13 protein-coding genes and 1 pseudogene are annotated in these 15,273 nt (G+C 62.9%); 10 read left to right on the top strand and 4 right to left on the bottom strand.

The genetic code is table 11. From position 1 onward, the window contains the following. Positions 1 to 2 precede the first annotated feature (2 nt). From NMG80_RS16865 to NMG80_RS16830, 8 genes and pseudogenes are all read left to right on the top strand, one after another. Positions 3 to 653, top strand: coding sequence for an RNA-binding protein (locus NMG80_RS16865; RefSeq protein WP_254019118.1), 651 nt, complete (start codon positions 3 to 5; stop codon positions 651 to 653). After that, on the top strand, positions 650 to 3,217 hold the full coding sequence (gene infB, locus NMG80_RS16860; RefSeq protein WP_254019117.1) for a translation initiation factor IF-2: 2,568 nt from the start codon (positions 650 to 652) through the stop codon (positions 3,215 to 3,217). The genes NMG80_RS16865 and infB overlap by 4 nt, the downstream gene beginning before the upstream one ends. A 124-nt stretch (positions 3,218 to 3,341) precedes the next feature. Then, positions 3,342 to 3,779: a 30S ribosome-binding factor RbfA gene (gene rbfA / locus NMG80_RS16855; RefSeq protein ID WP_254019116.1), complete on the top strand. Its 438-nt coding sequence runs from the start codon at positions 3,342 to 3,344 to the stop codon at positions 3,777 to 3,779. After that, positions 3,779 to 4,741: a tRNA pseudouridine(55) synthase TruB gene (gene truB, locus NMG80_RS16850; RefSeq protein WP_254019115.1), complete on the top strand. Its 963-nt coding sequence runs from the start codon at positions 3,779 to 3,781 to the stop codon at positions 4,739 to 4,741. Before rbfA ends, truB begins: the two co-directional genes overlap by 1 nt. Before the next feature lie 43 nt (positions 4,742 to 4,784). Then, positions 4,785 to 5,878: pseudogene (gene corA / locus NMG80_RS16845) on the top strand (magnesium/cobalt transporter CorA). Between the two features lie 89 nt (positions 5,879 to 5,967). After that, a complete protein-coding gene (gene rpsO, locus NMG80_RS16840; RefSeq protein WP_301943367.1) occupies positions 5,968 to 6,330 on the top strand; it encodes a 30S ribosomal protein S15 in 363 nt (120 codons plus the stop codon). Positions 6,331 to 6,730: 400 nt separating this feature from the next. Then, entirely contained in the window at positions 6,731 to 8,878 is a 2,148-nt protein-coding gene (gene pnp / locus NMG80_RS16835) for a polyribonucleotide nucleotidyltransferase (RefSeq protein ID WP_254019114.1), read from the top strand. 92 nt (positions 8,879 to 8,970) lie between these two features. After that, positions 8,971 to 9,984, top strand: a complete 1,014-nt coding sequence (locus NMG80_RS16830) for a class I SAM-dependent methyltransferase (protein ID WP_254019113.1) — start codon at positions 8,971 to 8,973, stop codon at positions 9,982 to 9,984. Between the two features lie 37 nt (positions 9,985 to 10,021). On the opposite strand, the gene fabI is transcribed toward NMG80_RS16830, so the two are convergent. The 3 genes from fabI to fabA all read right to left on the bottom strand — a co-directional run bounded on the left by fabI (position 10,022) and on the right by fabA (position 12,699). Continuing rightward, entirely contained in the window at positions 10,022 to 10,834 is an 813-nt protein-coding gene (gene fabI / locus NMG80_RS16825) for an enoyl-ACP reductase FabI (RefSeq protein WP_254019112.1), read from the bottom strand. A gap of 12 nt (positions 10,835 to 10,846) precedes the next feature. Further along, complete coding sequence (gene fabB / locus NMG80_RS16820; protein WP_254019111.1) at positions 10,847 to 12,067, bottom strand: beta-ketoacyl-ACP synthase I; 1,221 nt, start codon at positions 12,065 to 12,067, stop codon at positions 10,847 to 10,849. A 113-nt stretch (positions 12,068 to 12,180) separates the two neighbouring features. Then, positions 12,181 to 12,699, bottom strand: coding sequence for a 3-hydroxyacyl-[acyl-carrier-protein] dehydratase FabA (gene fabA / locus NMG80_RS16815; protein ID WP_254019110.1), 519 nt, complete (start codon positions 12,697 to 12,699; stop codon positions 12,181 to 12,183). A 241-nt stretch (positions 12,700 to 12,940) separates the two neighbouring features. On the opposite strand from fabA, the gene irrA reads away from it, so the two are divergent. Next, complete coding sequence (gene irrA / locus NMG80_RS16810; RefSeq protein ID WP_254019109.1) at positions 12,941 to 13,372, top strand: iron response transcriptional regulator IrrA; 432 nt, start codon at positions 12,941 to 12,943, stop codon at positions 13,370 to 13,372. Positions 13,373 to 13,555: 183 nt separating this feature from the next. Here irrA and NMG80_RS16805 read toward each other — a convergent pair whose 3' ends face one another. After that, positions 13,556 to 14,110 (bottom strand): SH3 domain-containing protein, encoded by a 555-nt coding sequence (locus NMG80_RS16805; protein WP_254019108.1) that lies wholly within the window; start codon positions 14,108 to 14,110, stop codon positions 13,556 to 13,558. Positions 14,111 to 14,267: 157 nt separating this feature from the next. Here NMG80_RS16805 and NMG80_RS16800 point away from each other — a divergent pair, with 157 nt between their 5' ends. Next, positions 14,268 to 15,269 (top strand): 2-hydroxyacid dehydrogenase, encoded by a 1,002-nt coding sequence (locus NMG80_RS16800; protein WP_254019107.1) that lies wholly within the window; start codon positions 14,268 to 14,270, stop codon positions 15,267 to 15,269. The last annotated feature ends 4 nt before the right edge of the window (positions 15,270 to 15,273 follow it).

Raw genomic sequence — 15,273 nt, 5'->3', positions numbered from 1 at the left:
AGATGAACGATCGCACTTGCATCGTCACGCGCAGACAGGCCGAACCGGATGAGCTGATCCGTTTCGTCGTCGGCCCGGATTCGGCCGTCGTTCCGGATATCAAGAAAAACCTGCCGGGCCGCGGTTGCTGGGTGACTGCCGACCGCCTACATATCGACAAGGCGGCAGCGAAAAACCTGTTCGCTCGCGCCTTCAAGGCGCAGGTGACCGTGCCGACCGATCTCGGCGGCATAGTTGATGGGCTGCTTTCCAGATACGCTCTGGGCATGCTCGGTCTCGCCCGCAAGGCAGGCGCGATCGCGCTCGGCGCCACCAAGGTCGAGAGCGCGGTGCGTGGTGGGCTGGCGCTTTTCGTGTTGCATGCGACCGAGGCGTCAGATGACGGCGTCCGCAAGATCAGCCAGGCGCGACGGGCAACCGTCCACCTCGGCGGCCCCGCCATCCCTGCCTACAAACTTTTCTCCGAGGCCGAGTTGAGCTTGGCATTGGGGGGTACAAATGTGATACATGCTGCCGTTCTCGCGGGAGACGCGGGCAGGGCGGTCCAGAAGCGCATGGTTGCGCTCGACCGGTATCGGGGCGGTTCCCCGGACGATCTGGCAATGCTTGCGGCCGTTGCTGACGAAGATGATGCCGCAGAGGATGTGGAATGAACGATACGAAATCGGGCGACGACAAGACGCTGAGTGTTACGCCGAAGAAGACCTTGACGCTGAAGCGCCCCGGTACGGAGCAGGGCACCGTGCGCCAGAGCTTCTCGCATGGCCGCACCAAGGCGGTCGTGGTCGAGACCAAGAAGCGCAAGTTCTCGCTGCCCGGCGACAAGCCGGAGCCGGCCGCTGCTCCTGTGTCCGTCTTTACGCCGAAGCCGCAGGTCGCGGCAGCGCCGGTTGTGCAGGAAGCGCCCAAGGCGCCGCCGCCTCCGCCGCCGGTCGAACGCGGCGGCATGGTGCTGAACGAATTGTCGCGCAATGAGATGGAGGCGCGCCGCCGGGCCCTTGAGGGCTCGAAGGTGCGCGATGTCGAAGATCGCCAGCGCGCCATCGAAGAGGCAAAGCGCCGCGCCGAGGATGAAGAGCGCCGCCGTCGCGAGCGCGAGGAATCCGCGCGCCGCCAGGCCGAGGAAGAAGCCCGACTCCAGGCCGAGGCCGAGTCCCGCCGGCGTGCCGAGGAAGAGGCGCGCCGCCGTGCGCCGCTGGCAGCCGAACTGGCGACAGTCGACGACGAGGACGTCAAGCCGAAGCGCACCGGCGCCGGTGCCCCGGTGCGACGTCCGGTCACGCCCGAAGTGGCGCGTCCGGCCAAGCCGACCAAGGGCGAGGAAGATCGCCGCCGCGGCAAGCTGACGCTGAATGCCGCACTTTCCGATGAGGATGCGCGTGCGCGTTCGCTGTCGTCGATGCGTCGGCGCCAGGAGAAATTCAAGCGCGCGCTGCATAATGAACCGCGCGAGAAAGTCATGCGCGAAGTGATACTGCCCGAAACCATCACGATCCAGGAGCTGGCGCAGCGCATGTCGGAGCGCGCCGTCGATGTGGTCAAGTTCTTCATGAAACAGGGCCAGATCCTGAAGCCGGGTGACGTCATCGACGCCGACACGGCCGAGCTGGTCGCTACCGAATTCGGCCACACGGTTCGCCGCGTCGCCGAGTCCGACATCGAGGAAGGCCTCTTCAACATCGCCGATCGCCCCGAAGATCTCGAGCCGCGTCCGCCGGTGGTGACCATCATGGGCCATGTCGACCACGGCAAGACGTCGCTGCTCGACGCCATCCGCAACGCCAATGTCGTATCCGGCGAAGCCGGCGGCATCACCCAGCATATCGGCGCCTATCAGGTCGAGAAGAACGGTCACAAGATCACCTTCATCGACACGCCCGGCCACGCCGCCTTCACAGCGATGCGCGCCCGTGGCGCCCAGGCGACCGACATCGCAATCCTCGTTGTGGCGGCCGACGACAGCGTGATGCCGCAGACGATCGAATCGATCAGCCATGCCAAGGCGGCCGGCGTTCCGATCATTGTGGCGATCAACAAGATCGACAAGCATGACGCCGACCCGCAGAAGGTACGCTCGGAACTGCTGCGCCACGAAGTCTTCGTCGAATCGATGGGCGGCGAGGTGCTGGACGTCGAAGTCTCGGCGACCAAGGGCACCAATCTCGACAAGCTGCTCGAAGCGATCCTGCTGCAGGCCGAAATCCTCGACCTGAAAGCCAATCCGGACCGCACCGCCGAGGGCGTCGTCATCGAAGCCCAGCTCGACAAAGGCCGCGGCCCCGTCGCCACCGTGCTGGTCCAGACCGGCACGCTGATGCCCGGCGACATCCTCGTTGCCGGCAACGAATGGGGCCGGGTGCGCGCGCTGGTCAACGACCGCGGCGGGCAGATCAAGGAAGCGCCGCCGGCTATGCCGGTGGAAGTGCTCGGTCTGCAGGGAACCCCGCAGGCCGGCGACCGCTTCGCCGTCGTCAACAACGAGGCCCGCGCCCGCGAGATCACCGAATATCGCCAGCGTCTGGCGCGTGAGAAGGCGGTGGCCAAGCATGCCGGCCAGCGCGGCTCGCTCGAACAGATGATGTCGCAACTGCAGACGAGCGGGCTGAAGGAATTCCCGCTGGTCATCAAGGGCGACGTGCAGGGCTCGATCGAGGCGATCAGCGCGGCGCTGGACAAGCTCGGCACCGACGAGGTGCGTGCGCGTATCGTTCATGCGGGCGCCGGCGGCATCACCGAAAGCGATGTGTCGCTGGCGGAAACCTCGGGTGCCGCAATCATCGGCTTCAACGTTCGCGCCAATGTGCAGGCGCGTGCGGCGGCCGCGGCTGCAGGCATTGAGATCCGCTACTACTCGATCATCTACAACCTCGTGGATGACGTGAAGGCGGCGCTGTCCGGCCTGCTGTCGCCGGAGCGTCGCGAGACCTTCATCGGCAATGCGGAAATCCTCGAGATCTTCGACATCACCAAGGTCGGCAAGATCGCCGGCTGCCGTGTCACCGAAGGCAAGGTCGAGCGCGGTGCGGGCGTTCGCCTGATCCGCGACAACGTCGTCATCCACGAAGGCACGCTGAAGACGCTGAAGCGCTTCAAGGACGAAGTTGCGGAGGTTCCGGGTGGCCAGGAATGCGGCATGGCCTTCCAGAACTACGAAGACATGCGCGTCGGCGACGTCATCGAGTGCTTCCGCGTCGAGATGGTGACCAGAACGCTCTGAGTTCGAGCAACTTGAGTTCGAGCATCTACTGAGACCGGGCGGTGGTCGAAAGGCTGCCGCCCAAAGCTTATGAGACATGCGGCGCGGTCCCATCCCGTGCCGCACGATTTCAGGATAGAGAAAAATGCCCCGTTCAACCACGTCAGGTCCATCCCAGCGCATACTTCGCGTCGGCGAGCAGGTGCGTCATGCGCTGTCGGAAACCTTGCAGCGTCGCGAGATCCTCGATCCGTTGATCGAGAATTCCGTGGTTTCGGTCTCCGAGGTGCGCATGTCGCCCGATCTGAAGATCGCCACCGCCTTCGTCTCGCCGCTTGGCGCCAGTGATGCCGATGCGGTGGTCGAGGCGCTCAACAAGCATGCGAAATTCGTGCGCGGCCGCGTTTCCAGCGCGCTCCGGCAGATGAAGTACATGCCGGAATTCCGCTTCCGGCTCGACACCAGCTACGACAATTTCCAGAAGATCAACGAATTGTTGCACTCGCCCGAAGTGGCGCGCGATCTCGGCCCCGACGCCCAGATCGGCGACCAGATCAAAGACAACGACAAGGATGAAAAATAGTGGCGCGTCGCGGCAAGAAGAAGGGCCGGCCGATCTCCGGCTGGCTGGTGCTGGACAAGCCAGTCGGCATGGGTTCGACCGAAGCCGTCTCCAAGATCAAATGGCTGTTCCAGGCGGAAAAAGCCGGCCATGCCGGCACGCTCGACCCGCTCGCTTCCGGCATGCTGCCGATCGCGCTCGGCGAAGCGACCAAGACGGTGCCCTATGTCCAGGATGGCGCCAAGGTCTACCGCTTCACGGTTGCCTGGGGTGAGGAGCGTTCGACCGATGACCTCGAAGGGCCGGTGACGAAAAGCTCCGACCAGCGTCCGGCTGAAGCCGATGTGCTTTTGCTGATGCCGAAATACACCGGCGTCATCATGCAGACGCCGCCGCAATTTTCGGCCATCAAGATCGCAGGTGAGCGCGCCTATGATCTTGCCCGCGACGGGGCGACAGTCGACATTCCGGCGCGGGAGGTCGAGATCGGCCGCCTCGATCTGATCGAGCACAATGCTGACAGCAGCATTTTCGAGGTCGAATGCGGCAAGGGCACCTATGTCCGCTCGCTGGCGCGCGACATGGGCCGCGATCTCGGCTGTTTCGGTCACATCGCCGAACTGCGCCGGATCGAGGTCGAGCCGTTCACGCAGGAAGATTTCGTCACTATCGCCGAGCTGGAAGCCGCCCGCTTCGGCGAACAGGGCGACGAAGGTTTGGATTCAGCGGATACGGTGCCGGTCGACTTCGATTCCATCGACGCGTTTTTGGTCGACACATCAGCCGCGCTCGACTGCCTGCCGCAGATCGCGATCAGCGACGACGCGGCAACAAAGATCCGGCTCGGCAATCCGGTCATCATCCGTGGCCGCGACGCGCCGGTGGAAGCCGAGGAAGCCTGCGCCACTGCGCGCGGCAAGCTGGTCGCCATCGGCGCCATCGAGCAAGGCATGTTCAAGCCGAAGCGGGTCTTTGCCGGGTGAGTCCCGTCGTCTAATCTCGATCAGAGCTACATTCGAGGGGCACATGGCAAAGGCCGAGACGATCAAGAAGCGGGCGCCGGTGACAGCACGGCGGCCGCCGGTCGGCGCATCACCGGGGACACTGATCGCCGACCCTGCGGCGCGGCGCAGCGAACTGCGACTGACACTGATGTCGCCCGACAAATTCGAGACAATCGAAGATGCCAGCATCGACGACCTGAATGCTCATTGCAACGTATGGCCGGTCATCTGGCTCGACTGCACCGGTCTCGCCAACATCCCGCTGATCGAGGAGATCGGCCGGATTTTCAGCCTGCATCCGCTGGCGCTGGAAGACGTCGTCAACACCGGCCAGCGGCCCAAGGTGGATTTCTTCGAGGACCATGCCTTCGTCGTCGTCAGGATGATCGACGACGTCACCGCGCATCGCTACGAGCAGATCGCGGTCTTCTTCGGCAGGAACTTTGTCGTCACCTTCCAGGAGCGCGAAGGCGATCCGTTCGATCCCGTGCGCAAGCGGATCGAAAGCTCGATCCCCAACCGGCTGCGCGCACGCGGCGCCGACTGTCTCGCCTATGCGCTGATCGACGCCATTGTCGACAGCTATTTCCCGCCGATCGAGACTGCCGGCGAATTGGTCGACAGCATCGAGGACCAGATGCTGCGCGCGTCGGACAAGCACCAGATGCGCGGCTTCACGAGTTGCGGCGCGACGCCAATGTGCTGAAGGGGGTGCTTTGGCCGATGCGCGACGCGCTGGCGACGCTGATCCGCAACGACGTGCCCTATGTGAAGCCCGAGACCAAGATCTTCCTGAACGACACGCTCGATCACTCGCTTCGGCTCATCGAGCTGGTCGAAACCCAGCGCGACATGCTGACCGGTCTGATCGAGATGCATCTGTCGCTGAGCCAGGCACGAACCAGCGACGTCATCAGCTATCTGACGATTGTTTCGGTGATCTTCATCCCCCTCACCTTTCTCGCTGGCGTGTGGGGCATGAACTTCGATCCCGAAGCCTCGCCATGGAACATGCCGGAACTGAAGGCCCAATACGGCTATCCGGCAGCGCTCCTGTTCATGGCCCTTGTCGCGCTCGGGCTTGTCGCCTTCTTCAGATGGAAGAAGTGGCTTTAGCCGAAGCTAAATCTTCGTTTGTGCAGCAAAAAGCCGGCTTGTGAATTGGGCTGGTGTTTTTGCCTGAATTGCACTATACGCGCCGCAGCATCGTGCAATGCCACGTTGCTTGTACCGGCCCCTGCTGGACGACATCCCGGCCGAGGGCGTCCCGTTTCCTCAAACAGATAAGGAAAAACACGATGTCGATTACTGCCGAGCGTAAGAAGGAATTGATGGGTGAATTCGCAACCGCCAAGGGCGATACCGGGTCTCCGGAAGTCCAGGTGGCCATCCTTTCCGAGCGCATCAAGAACCTGACCGACCATTTCAAGGACCACAAGAAGGATAACCATTCCCGCCGTGGTCTGCTCGCTCTCGTCTCCCAGCGCCGCAGCCTGCTTGATTATCTCAAGCGCAAGGATGACGCGCGCTATCAGACGCTGATCGAGAAGCTCGGTCTGCGCCGTTGACGAATTGACCGGCGGGTTCTTTCGAGAGCCCGCCGGTCGCGCATTGGAGCAGTCCATTGCTCTAATGAAGGAAGTAGAGCGCCGCGCTTCGATCTGGACGCGCACATAGGACGCTCTGAAACTTTGAATTTGCGCAAGGCATTTCCGAGAGCCGCGGTTTTCGGGTCATGCGCAAAGGCCGATCGGATCGACTGGCCAGACCGGTTTCGAGATAGCACAGGGCCTTTCGAAACCGCCCATGGACGGTCATGGGGCAGGATTGCAGGATGCTCGCGCGGCACACGCCGATAACCGAGCTTCCCGTTGTCTTGCCCGTGGCTGCCCGAGAAACGAAGCCAAGGGAAAGGGGCATTCGCGCACGGTGAACGGCGCGGCCCTTTCCGCATATGAAGGACAAGACATGTTCAATCACCACAAAGTGGAAATCGAATGGGGCGGCCGTCCGCTCATCCTCGAAACCGGCAAGATCGCGCGCCAGGCTGACGGCGCGGTGCTCGCCACCTACGGCGAAACCAAGGTTCTCGCCACCGTCGTTTCGATGAAGGAACCGAAGCCCGGCCTCGATTTCTTCCCGCTGACCGTCAACTACCAGGAAAAGACCTATGCCGCCGGCAAGATCCCGGGCGGCTATTTCAAGCGCGAGGGCCGTCCGAGCGAAAAGGAAACGCTGGTTTCCCGTCTTATCGACCGGCCGATCCGCCCGCTCTTCGCTGACGGTTACAAGAACGACACGCAGATCGTTGTCACCGTCGTCCAGCATGACCTCGAAAACGACCCGGACATTCTGTCGATCGTCGCCACCTCGGCGGCTTTGACGCTGTCCGGCGTCCCTTTCATGGGCCCGATCGGCGGCGCCCGCGTCGGCTACATCAACGGCGAATATGTGCTCAATCCGCATGTCGACGAGATGCAGGAATCCAGGCTTGACCTGATCGTCGCCGGCACCTCTGACGCCGTGCTGATGGTCGAGTCCGAAGCCAAGGAACTCGGCGAGGATCTGATGCTCGGCGCCGTCATGTTCGGCCATCGCGGCTTCCAGCCGGTGATCGACGCCATCATCAAGCTGGCAGAAGTCGCCGCCAAGGACCCGCGTGACTTCACCGCGCCGGATTATTCGGCGCTTGAAGCCGAGATGCTGAAGATCATCGAAGGCGAGCTTCGCGATGCCTACAAGATCACCGACAAGCAGAAGCGCTATTCCGCCGTCGACGCCGTCAAGGCGAAGGTCAAGGCTGCGTTCGCGCCCGCAGAAGGCGAAGAAGCCAAGTATACGTCCGAGCAGATCGGCACCGTGTTCAAGGAGCTCCAGGCCAAGGTCGTGCGCTGGAACATCCTCGACACCGGTTCGCGCATCGATGGCCGCGACCTGAAGACGGTCCGCAAGATCGTCTCCGAAGTCGGCGTCCTGCCGCGCACCCACGGCTCGGCGCTGTTCACCCGCGGCGAGACCCAGGCGCTGGTCGTTGCCACGCTCGGCACCGGCGAGGACGAGCAATATGTCGATTCGCTGACCGGCATGTACAAGGAGAAGTTCCTCCTTCACTACAACTTCCCTCCCTATTCGGTCGGTGAAACCGGTCGCATGGGGTCGCCCGGCCGCCGCGAAATCGGCCACGGCAAGCTCGCATGGCGCGCGATCCGCCCGATGCTGCCGACATCTGACCAGTTCCCCTACACGCTGCGCGTCGTTTCGGAGATCACCGAGTCCAACGGCTCGTCGTCGATGGCTACCGTCTGCGGCACCTCGCTGGCGCTGATGGATGCCGGTGTGCCGCTGGCCAAGCCGGTCGCCGGCATCGCCATGGGTCTGATCAAGGAAGGCGAGCGCTTCGCCGTGCTCTCCGACATCCTCGGCGACGAGGACCATCTCGGCGACATGGACTTCAAGGTTGCCGGCACCGCCAACGGCATCACCTCGCTGCAGATGGACATCAAGATCGAGGGCATCACCGAGGAGATCATGAAGATCGCGCTGGACCAGGCCAAGGACGGCCGCCAGCATATCCTCGGCGAAATGGGCCATGCGCTGTCCGGCGCGCGCTCCGAACTCGGCGAATTCGCGCCGCGCATCGAGGTCATGCACATCCCGACCGACAAGATCCGCGACGTGATCGGCTCGGGCGGCAAGGTCATCCGCGAGATCGTCGAAAAGACCGGCGCCAAGATCAACATCGAGGACGACGGCACGGTCAAGATCGCTTCGTCCAACGCCAAGGAGATCGAAGCGGCAAAGAAGTGGATCCACACCATCGTTGCTGAGCCGGAAGTCGGCGAAATCTACGAGGGCACGGTCGTCAAGACCGCCGACTTCGGCGCTTTCGTCAACTTCTTCGGTCCGCGTGACGGCCTCGTCCACATCTCGCAACTCGCCAATGATCGCGTCGCCAAGACCTCCGACGTCGTCAAGGAAGGCGACAAGGTCTGGGTCAAGCTGATGGGCTTCGATGAGCGCGGCAAGGTCCGCCTGTCGATGAAGGTCGTCGACCAGGCCACCGGCAAGGAAATCGCCCGCGACAAGAAGGCCGAAGGCGAAGAAGACGCCGCCTGAGCGGATCTGACGAACCAATCGAAGCGGGCGCGCCGGAAGGTGGCGCCCGTTTTCATTTTCAAACAAAGCCAGCTGCGCTTCGAGATCGAAAAATGTCCGCCGAGCCGCTGAAGACACTGTTCCATCCGTTCGATGCCGAGGCTGTTTCCTTGCCGCGTAAGGGCGAGCGCGTCCTCTTTCTGGGCGCCGAACCGGGTTTTCGCCCGCCCGAAGGCTTCGATGCAGAACTGCATCTGGTGCAAGGCTTCCGGCCGCATTTTCGCGCGCTGCAGGGGGCGGGTTTCACCGTCACGCCGCGTTCGGAGGGCGAAGGTTTCGATTTGGCACTGGTGCTTGCCGGCCGTCATCGCGGGCAAAACGAATTGCGCATCGCCGAGGCGATCGAGTGTGTTAAGCCGGCCGGATCGATTGTCGTTGCCGGCGCCAAGGACGATGGCATCGCCAGCCTACGCAAGCGCATCGACGAGCTTGTGCCGCTCGATGGCCATTTGCCGAAACATCACGGCATCGCCTTCTGGTTCCATCGACCGGCCGATGCTGCGGCCGCAGCGGCACTTCGCGCCGCGAATCCAGCCCTTCTGGTCGAGAACAAGTTCCGCACCGCACCAGGCATGTTCTCTTTCGACAAGATCGATGCAGGTTCGAGATTGCTGGTCGACAATCTGCCCGGCGACCTGCGTGGCAGCGTTGCCGATTTCTGCGCCGGCTGGGGCTATGTGGCGGCCGAGGTCGCCGCCCGCTCGCCTGGCATATCGGCGCTCGATCTCTACGAGGCCGAGTTCGATGCGCTGGAGGCGGCGAAAGGCAATATCGGCAAAACAGCGGCGGAACCCGATTTCTTCTGGATCGATCTTTTGGGCGAGCCGGTCGAGCGCCGCTATGACGCCATCGTCATGAACCCACCCTTCCATCGCAGCCGGGCGGCCGAGCCGGAGATCGGCGCCGGCATGATCCGTTCCGCGGCGAACGCGCTGAAGCCGGGCGGGCGGCTGTTCATGGTGGCGAACCGCCAGCTTCCCTACGAGCCGGTGCTGGCGGCCGCATTCTCCAGCCATGCCGAGATCGCCCGCGACGGCATGTTCAAGGTTTTCGCGGCGCGCCGCTGAAGTTGCCGGCAAGGCCGTCGCATTTTTACCGGCCGAATTAATCCCGTCCGCTGTCGGTCCGCTTCAGCTCGTCGAGCGCCGGCATCGAGACGATGTGGTAGCCGGAATCGACATAATGGATCTCGCCGGTGACGCCCGAGGACAGATCGGACAGGAGATAGAGCGCCGAACCACCGACTTCGTCGATCGTCACAGTACGGCGCAGCGGCGAGTTGCGCTGCTGGTAGGAAAACATGTGGCGTGCGTCGGAAATCCCGGCGCCGGCCAGTGTCCGCACCGGTCCCGCGGATATGCCGTTCACCCTGATGCCGCGCGGGCCGTAGTCGTTGGCGAGATAGCGGACGCTGGCTTCAAGCCCGGCCTTGGCGACGCCCATGACGTTGTAGTTCGGCATGACGCGGACCGAACCGGCATAGGTCAGCGTGATCATCGAGCCGCTGTCCTTCATCAACGCGGCCGCATGGCGGGCGACCTCGGTGAAGGAGTAGCAGGAGATGACCATGGTGCGGACAAAATTGTCGCGGCTGGTGTCGGCGTAAAGGCCTTTCAGCTCGTTCTTGTCGGAAAAGCCGATAGCGTGGACGACGAAGTCCAGCCCGCCCCAGGCCTCGCCCAAGGTCTCGAACGTAGCGGCAACCGATGCGCTGTCCTCGACGTCGCAAGGCACGACCAGCGAGGAGCCGAGCTTCTCGGCGAGCGGCTTGACCCGGCGCCCGAAGGCTTCGCCCTGATAGGTGAAGGCGAGTTCCGCCCCATGTTCGGACAGTTTTCGGGCGATACCCCAGGCGATCGAATGGTCGTTGGCGACACCCATGACAAGCCCGCGCTTGCCCTTCATCAATCCGTCCATGGAAGGCAATCCTTATGCGGAATAGCGCTGGAAAATCAGCGTTGCGTTGGTGCCGCCGAAACCGAACGAGTTGGACAAGACAGTGTCGATCCTGGCATCGTCGATGCGCTCTCGCACGATCGGCATACCCTCGAATTCCGGATCGAGCTGCTCGATATGGGCACTCTCGCCGATGAAGCCGCCTTGCATCATCAGGATCGAGTAGATCGATTCCTGCACGCCGGCCGCACCCAGCGAATGGCCGGTCAGTGATTTCGTCGAGGTGATGAACGGCATGTTATCGCCGAACACCTCGCGGATCGCGCCCATTTCCCTGGAGTCGCCGACCGGCGTCGAGGTGCCGTGCGTGTTGATGTAGTCGACCGGCGAAGCGACGGTGGCCAGCGCCTGCCGCATGCAGCGCACCGCGCCTTCGCCCGAGGGCGCCACCATGTCGTAGCCGTCGGAGGTCGCGCCATAACCGACGACCTCGGCGTAAATCTTTGCGCCGCGCGCCTTGGCGTGCTCGAGCTCTTCCAGGACCAGCACGCCGGCGCCGCCGGCGATGACGAAGCCGTCGCGATCGACGTCATAGGCGCGCGAGGCGGCCGATGCCCGGTCATTGAACTTGGAGGACATGGCGCCCATCGCGTCGAACAGGTCCGACATCGTCCAGTCGAGATCCTCATGGCCGCCGGCGAAGACCATGTCCTGCTTGCCCCATTGGATCAGTTCGTAGCCATTGCCGATGCAATGCGCCGAGGTCGAGCAGGCCGAAGAGATCGAATAATTGACACCGTGGATCTTGAACCAGGTGGCGAGCGTCGCCGAAGCGGTCGACGACATCGCCTTCGGCACCGCGAACGGGCCGATGCGCTTGGGGCTGCCGTTCTTGAGCGTGGTTTCAGCGGCTTCGACGATGGTTCTGGTCGATGGTCCGCCCGATCCCATGACGATGCCGGTGCGCTCATTGGTGATGTCGTTCTCGCCAAGTCCAGCGTCGACGATCGCCTGGTCCATGGCGACGTGGTTCCAGGCCGCACCTTGCGACAGGAAGCGCATGGCGCGGCGATCGATCAGCGCCGAGGGGTCGAGCGTCGGCGCTCCCCAGACTTGGCAGCGGAAGCCGTGTTCGGCGAAGGAATCGGAGAAGCTGATGCCTGATCTGGCATCATGGAGCGAGGCCTGCACCTCGTTGGCATTGTTGCCGATCGACGACACGATGCCGAGGCCTGTCACTACGACCCGTCTCATTCGCAACTCCTTCCAGCGCATGAACCCGAAACCTGCCGGACAAGGATGCGCAAATTAAGTTCTACAGCTTCCTTTGCGCGTCCCGCGGACTCGCGGCGCTGCGCAGGCGCCGGTCAGGCGGCGGCAGATTGCTTGGACAGACCCACCTTGAGGTCCGTTGCTGCGTATATGGGTTCGCCATCCGCCTTCAGCCAGCCATCGGCGATACCAAGCACCAGCCGGCCGCGCATCACGCGCTTGAAGTCCACGCCATATTCTACCGTCTTGACCGACGGCGTCACCATGCCTTTGAATTTCACTTCGCCGGTCGAGAGCGCCATGCCCTTGCCCGGCTCGCCGAGCCAGCCGAGATAGAATCCCGTCAATTGCCACATCGCGTCGAGGCCCAGGCACCCCGGCATGATCGGGTTGCCGATGAAGTGGCAGGCGAAAAACCACAGGTCCGGCTTGATGTCGAATTCTGCGCGGATGAAGCCCTTGTCGAACGCACCGCCCGTCTCGCTGATTTCGGTGATGCGGTCGAACATCAGCATCGGCGGATAGGGGAGCTGGGCGTTTCCAGGTCCGAACAGCTCGCCGCGGGCGCAGGCAAGCAGTTCCTCGTAATCGTAGCTGGATTTCGAAACCGCCATCAATCTCGTCCCCCTAATCGTCCGGGCGGTAGCGCGCCCTTGTCGTTGGTTTCCTAACACAATCCATTTCCGGCCGGAAACCGGCGTTTGCGCTTAACCTGCCCGCCTGCCGGGGTCAATGCGCGCTATTGATCGTATTCGGCCGACAGAATATATGTCGGGGGATGTCCAGTTTCGGTCAATGTCCGTTTTTTGCCATTCTGGGCAGATATTGAGGCGAAACTTGAGCTTGGGCGGATAGATGGATCTGGGCTGCCGGAAGGAAAATGTCGCTGTGGACAAGCGGGTTCGCGAAGCTGGTCTGAGGCCGACGCGTCAGCGCATCGCGCTGGCCGATCTGCTTTTCGCCAAGGGCGACCGCCATCTGTCGGCCGAGGAACTGCACGAGGAGGCGGTCGCCGCCGGCGTGCCGGTATCGCTCGCCACCGTCTACAACGCCCTTCATCAATTCACCCAGGCGGGCCTTTTGCGCATCCTGGCCGTCGAGGGGTCGAAGACCTACTTCGACACCAACACCTCCGATCACCATCATTTCTACATTGAGGGCGAAAACAGGATCTTCGACATCGCCAGCGGTCCTGTCACGGTCTCCAACCTGCCGGAGCCGCCGGAGGGCATGGAGATCGCCAATGTCGATATCGTGGTCAGGCTGCGCCCCAAGCGCTCCGATTGACCCGCGCTTCATAAGGCCGCGAGATACCGTCTCGCCAGTATCGGCCTCTAAAGCGCGTCGCGTCTGGCCGGCCTCATGCGACGCGCTTCAGGTTGTTGTTTTTACGCATGTCGTTATCGCAAAACCGCTGCACACTTTTGCGCGACATGCGTTGGACCATGATCCCGAACCGGCAAGAAGAGGTCAGTTCTTGACCCGTTCGCCCGGATAGGCGCCCCAGACCAGCGACTGGGCGAGCCAGCCGGTGTGGCCATTGAAGGTCATTTCGCACCACTGGCCGTCACAGGACTTGATCGTGCCCATGGCGCCCGGCTCGACGATCGCGACGATGCTGGCGTCCTTTTCCGGGTCGTCGAGTAGGTTGATTCGGGCATCTTTGCCGCGCTGCCAGGGTGCTACGATCGCCGTGCGGCGACCTGAAAGCAGCGACTGGTTGATCCAGCCTTCCGAGCCGTCGGCATCGCGCACACGACGCCAGGTGTCGAATTCCTGGATGATCTCCATCGGCAGGCCGGGCTTCATATACATCCAGTCGACGGAATAGTTGACGCCTGGTCCGACGCGGGAGTTGACGCGGCCGGCTTTCAGGCTGACGAAGCGCGGCAGCGGCAGGCCGCTCGGCCCGAGCGTGACGCTCTGGGTCGGTGCTGCCGCATTCTGTGCCGCCACCTGCGGGGAATAAAGGAGAGCGCCGAGAAGTGCTGAGAGGGCCAGGCGGAGCGACGCGAAACCAGACACTTTCGTTCCTTTCGGCGCCGGCTCAACGGCCCTGGCGCGCCTTTTTCTTTGTCTTCGGCGGAACCTCTTGTTACATGAAGAACTGGCACCGCGACCGGCCTCCAGTTTCGCCTGTCTTGGTTAAAGAGGTCTCAACGAGGTCGGGTTTGAGGAAACAATGGTAGGCAGAAAAAGGCCCCTCGTCGTCATCACGCGCAAGCTGCCCGACCCGGTCGAGACCCGCATGCGTGAGCTGTTCGACGCCCGGCTGAATGTCGAAGACAGACCGATGACGCAGCCGGAACTGGTCGCGGCGGTCAAGGAAGCCGACGTGCTGGTGCCGACCATAACCGACCATGTCGACGCAGCGCTGATCGCCCAGGCCGGCGACAATCTCAAGCTGATCGCCAATTTCGGCAACGGCGTTGACAAGATCGACGTGTCGGCAGCAGCGAAGAAGGGCATTACCGTCACCAACACCCCGAACGTGCTGACCGAAGATACGGCAGACATGACCATGGCGCTGATGCTGGCGGTGCCACGGCGGCTGGCGGAAGGCGCCAATGTGCTGACCAGCGACAAGAAATGGGCCGGCTGGTCGCCGACCTGGATGCTTGGCCGGCGTATCTGGGGCAAACGCCTCGGCATTGTCGGCATGGGCCGCATCGGCACCGCCGTCGCCCGACGGGCCAAGGCCTTTGGCCTGTCGATCCACTATCACAACCGCCATCGCGTGCTGGCCGCGGTCGAGGATGAGCTGGAGGCGACCTACTGGGAAAGCCTCGACCAGATGCTTGCCCGCATGGACATCATATCGGTCAATTGTCCGTCGACGCCGGCGACCTTCCATCTGCTTTCGGCGCGGCGGTTGGCGCTTCTGCAACCGTCCGCTTACATCGTCAACACGGCGCGCGGCGACATCATCGACGAGGACTCTCTGGTCAAGCTGATCCAGGACGGCAAGATCGCCGGCGCCGGGCTCGATGTCTACGAGCATGAGCCGGCGCTGAACAGCAAATTGCTAAAGCTCGCCGCCAAGGGCAAGGTCGTGCTGTTGCCGCATATGGGGTCGGCGACGCTAGAAGGCCGGATCGACATGGGCGAGAAGGTGATCATCAACATCCGCGCCTTCTTCGATGGCCATCGGCCGCCGGATCGCGTGCTGCCACTGCGGACGTGACCGG

It is taken from the genome of Mesorhizobium escarrei (assembly GCF_935825525.1).
Taxonomy (GTDB): Bacteria; Pseudomonadota; Alphaproteobacteria; order Rhizobiales; family Rhizobiaceae; genus Mesorhizobium; species Mesorhizobium escarrei.
Note: the sequence above shows the minus strand (reverse complement) of the source record. Positions and strands in the feature narration are given on the sequence as shown.

Excerpts from the sequence above, each read along its gene's own strand:
- NMG80_RS16865 (WP_254019118.1), top strand. The coding sequence starts at position 3 with ATGAACGATCGCACTTGCATCGTCACGCGCAGACAGGCCGAACCGGAT.
- infB (WP_254019117.1), top strand. The coding sequence starts at position 650 with ATGAACGATACGAAATCGGGCGACGACAAGACGCTGAGTGTTACGCCG.
- rbfA (WP_254019116.1), top strand. The coding sequence starts at position 3,342 with ATGCCCCGTTCAACCACGTCAGGTCCATCCCAGCGCATACTTCGCGTC.
- pnp (WP_254019114.1), top strand. The coding sequence starts at position 6,731 with ATGTTCAATCACCACAAAGTGGAAATCGAATGGGGCGGCCGTCCGCTC.
- NMG80_RS16830 (WP_254019113.1), top strand. The coding sequence starts at position 8,971 with ATGTCCGCCGAGCCGCTGAAGACACTGTTCCATCCGTTCGATGCCGAG.
- fabI (WP_254019112.1), bottom strand. The coding sequence starts at position 10,834 with ATGGACGGATTGATGAAGGGCAAGCGCGGGCTTGTCATGGGTGTCGCC.
- fabB (WP_254019111.1), bottom strand. The coding sequence starts at position 12,067 with ATGAGACGGGTCGTAGTGACAGGCCTCGGCATCGTGTCGTCGATCGGC.
- fabA (WP_254019110.1), bottom strand. The coding sequence starts at position 12,699 with ATGGCGGTTTCGAAATCCAGCTACGATTACGAGGAACTGCTTGCCTGC.
- irrA (WP_254019109.1), top strand. The coding sequence starts at position 12,941 with ATGGATCTGGGCTGCCGGAAGGAAAATGTCGCTGTGGACAAGCGGGTT.
- NMG80_RS16800 (WP_254019107.1), top strand. The coding sequence starts at position 14,268 with ATGGTAGGCAGAAAAAGGCCCCTCGTCGTCATCACGCGCAAGCTGCCC.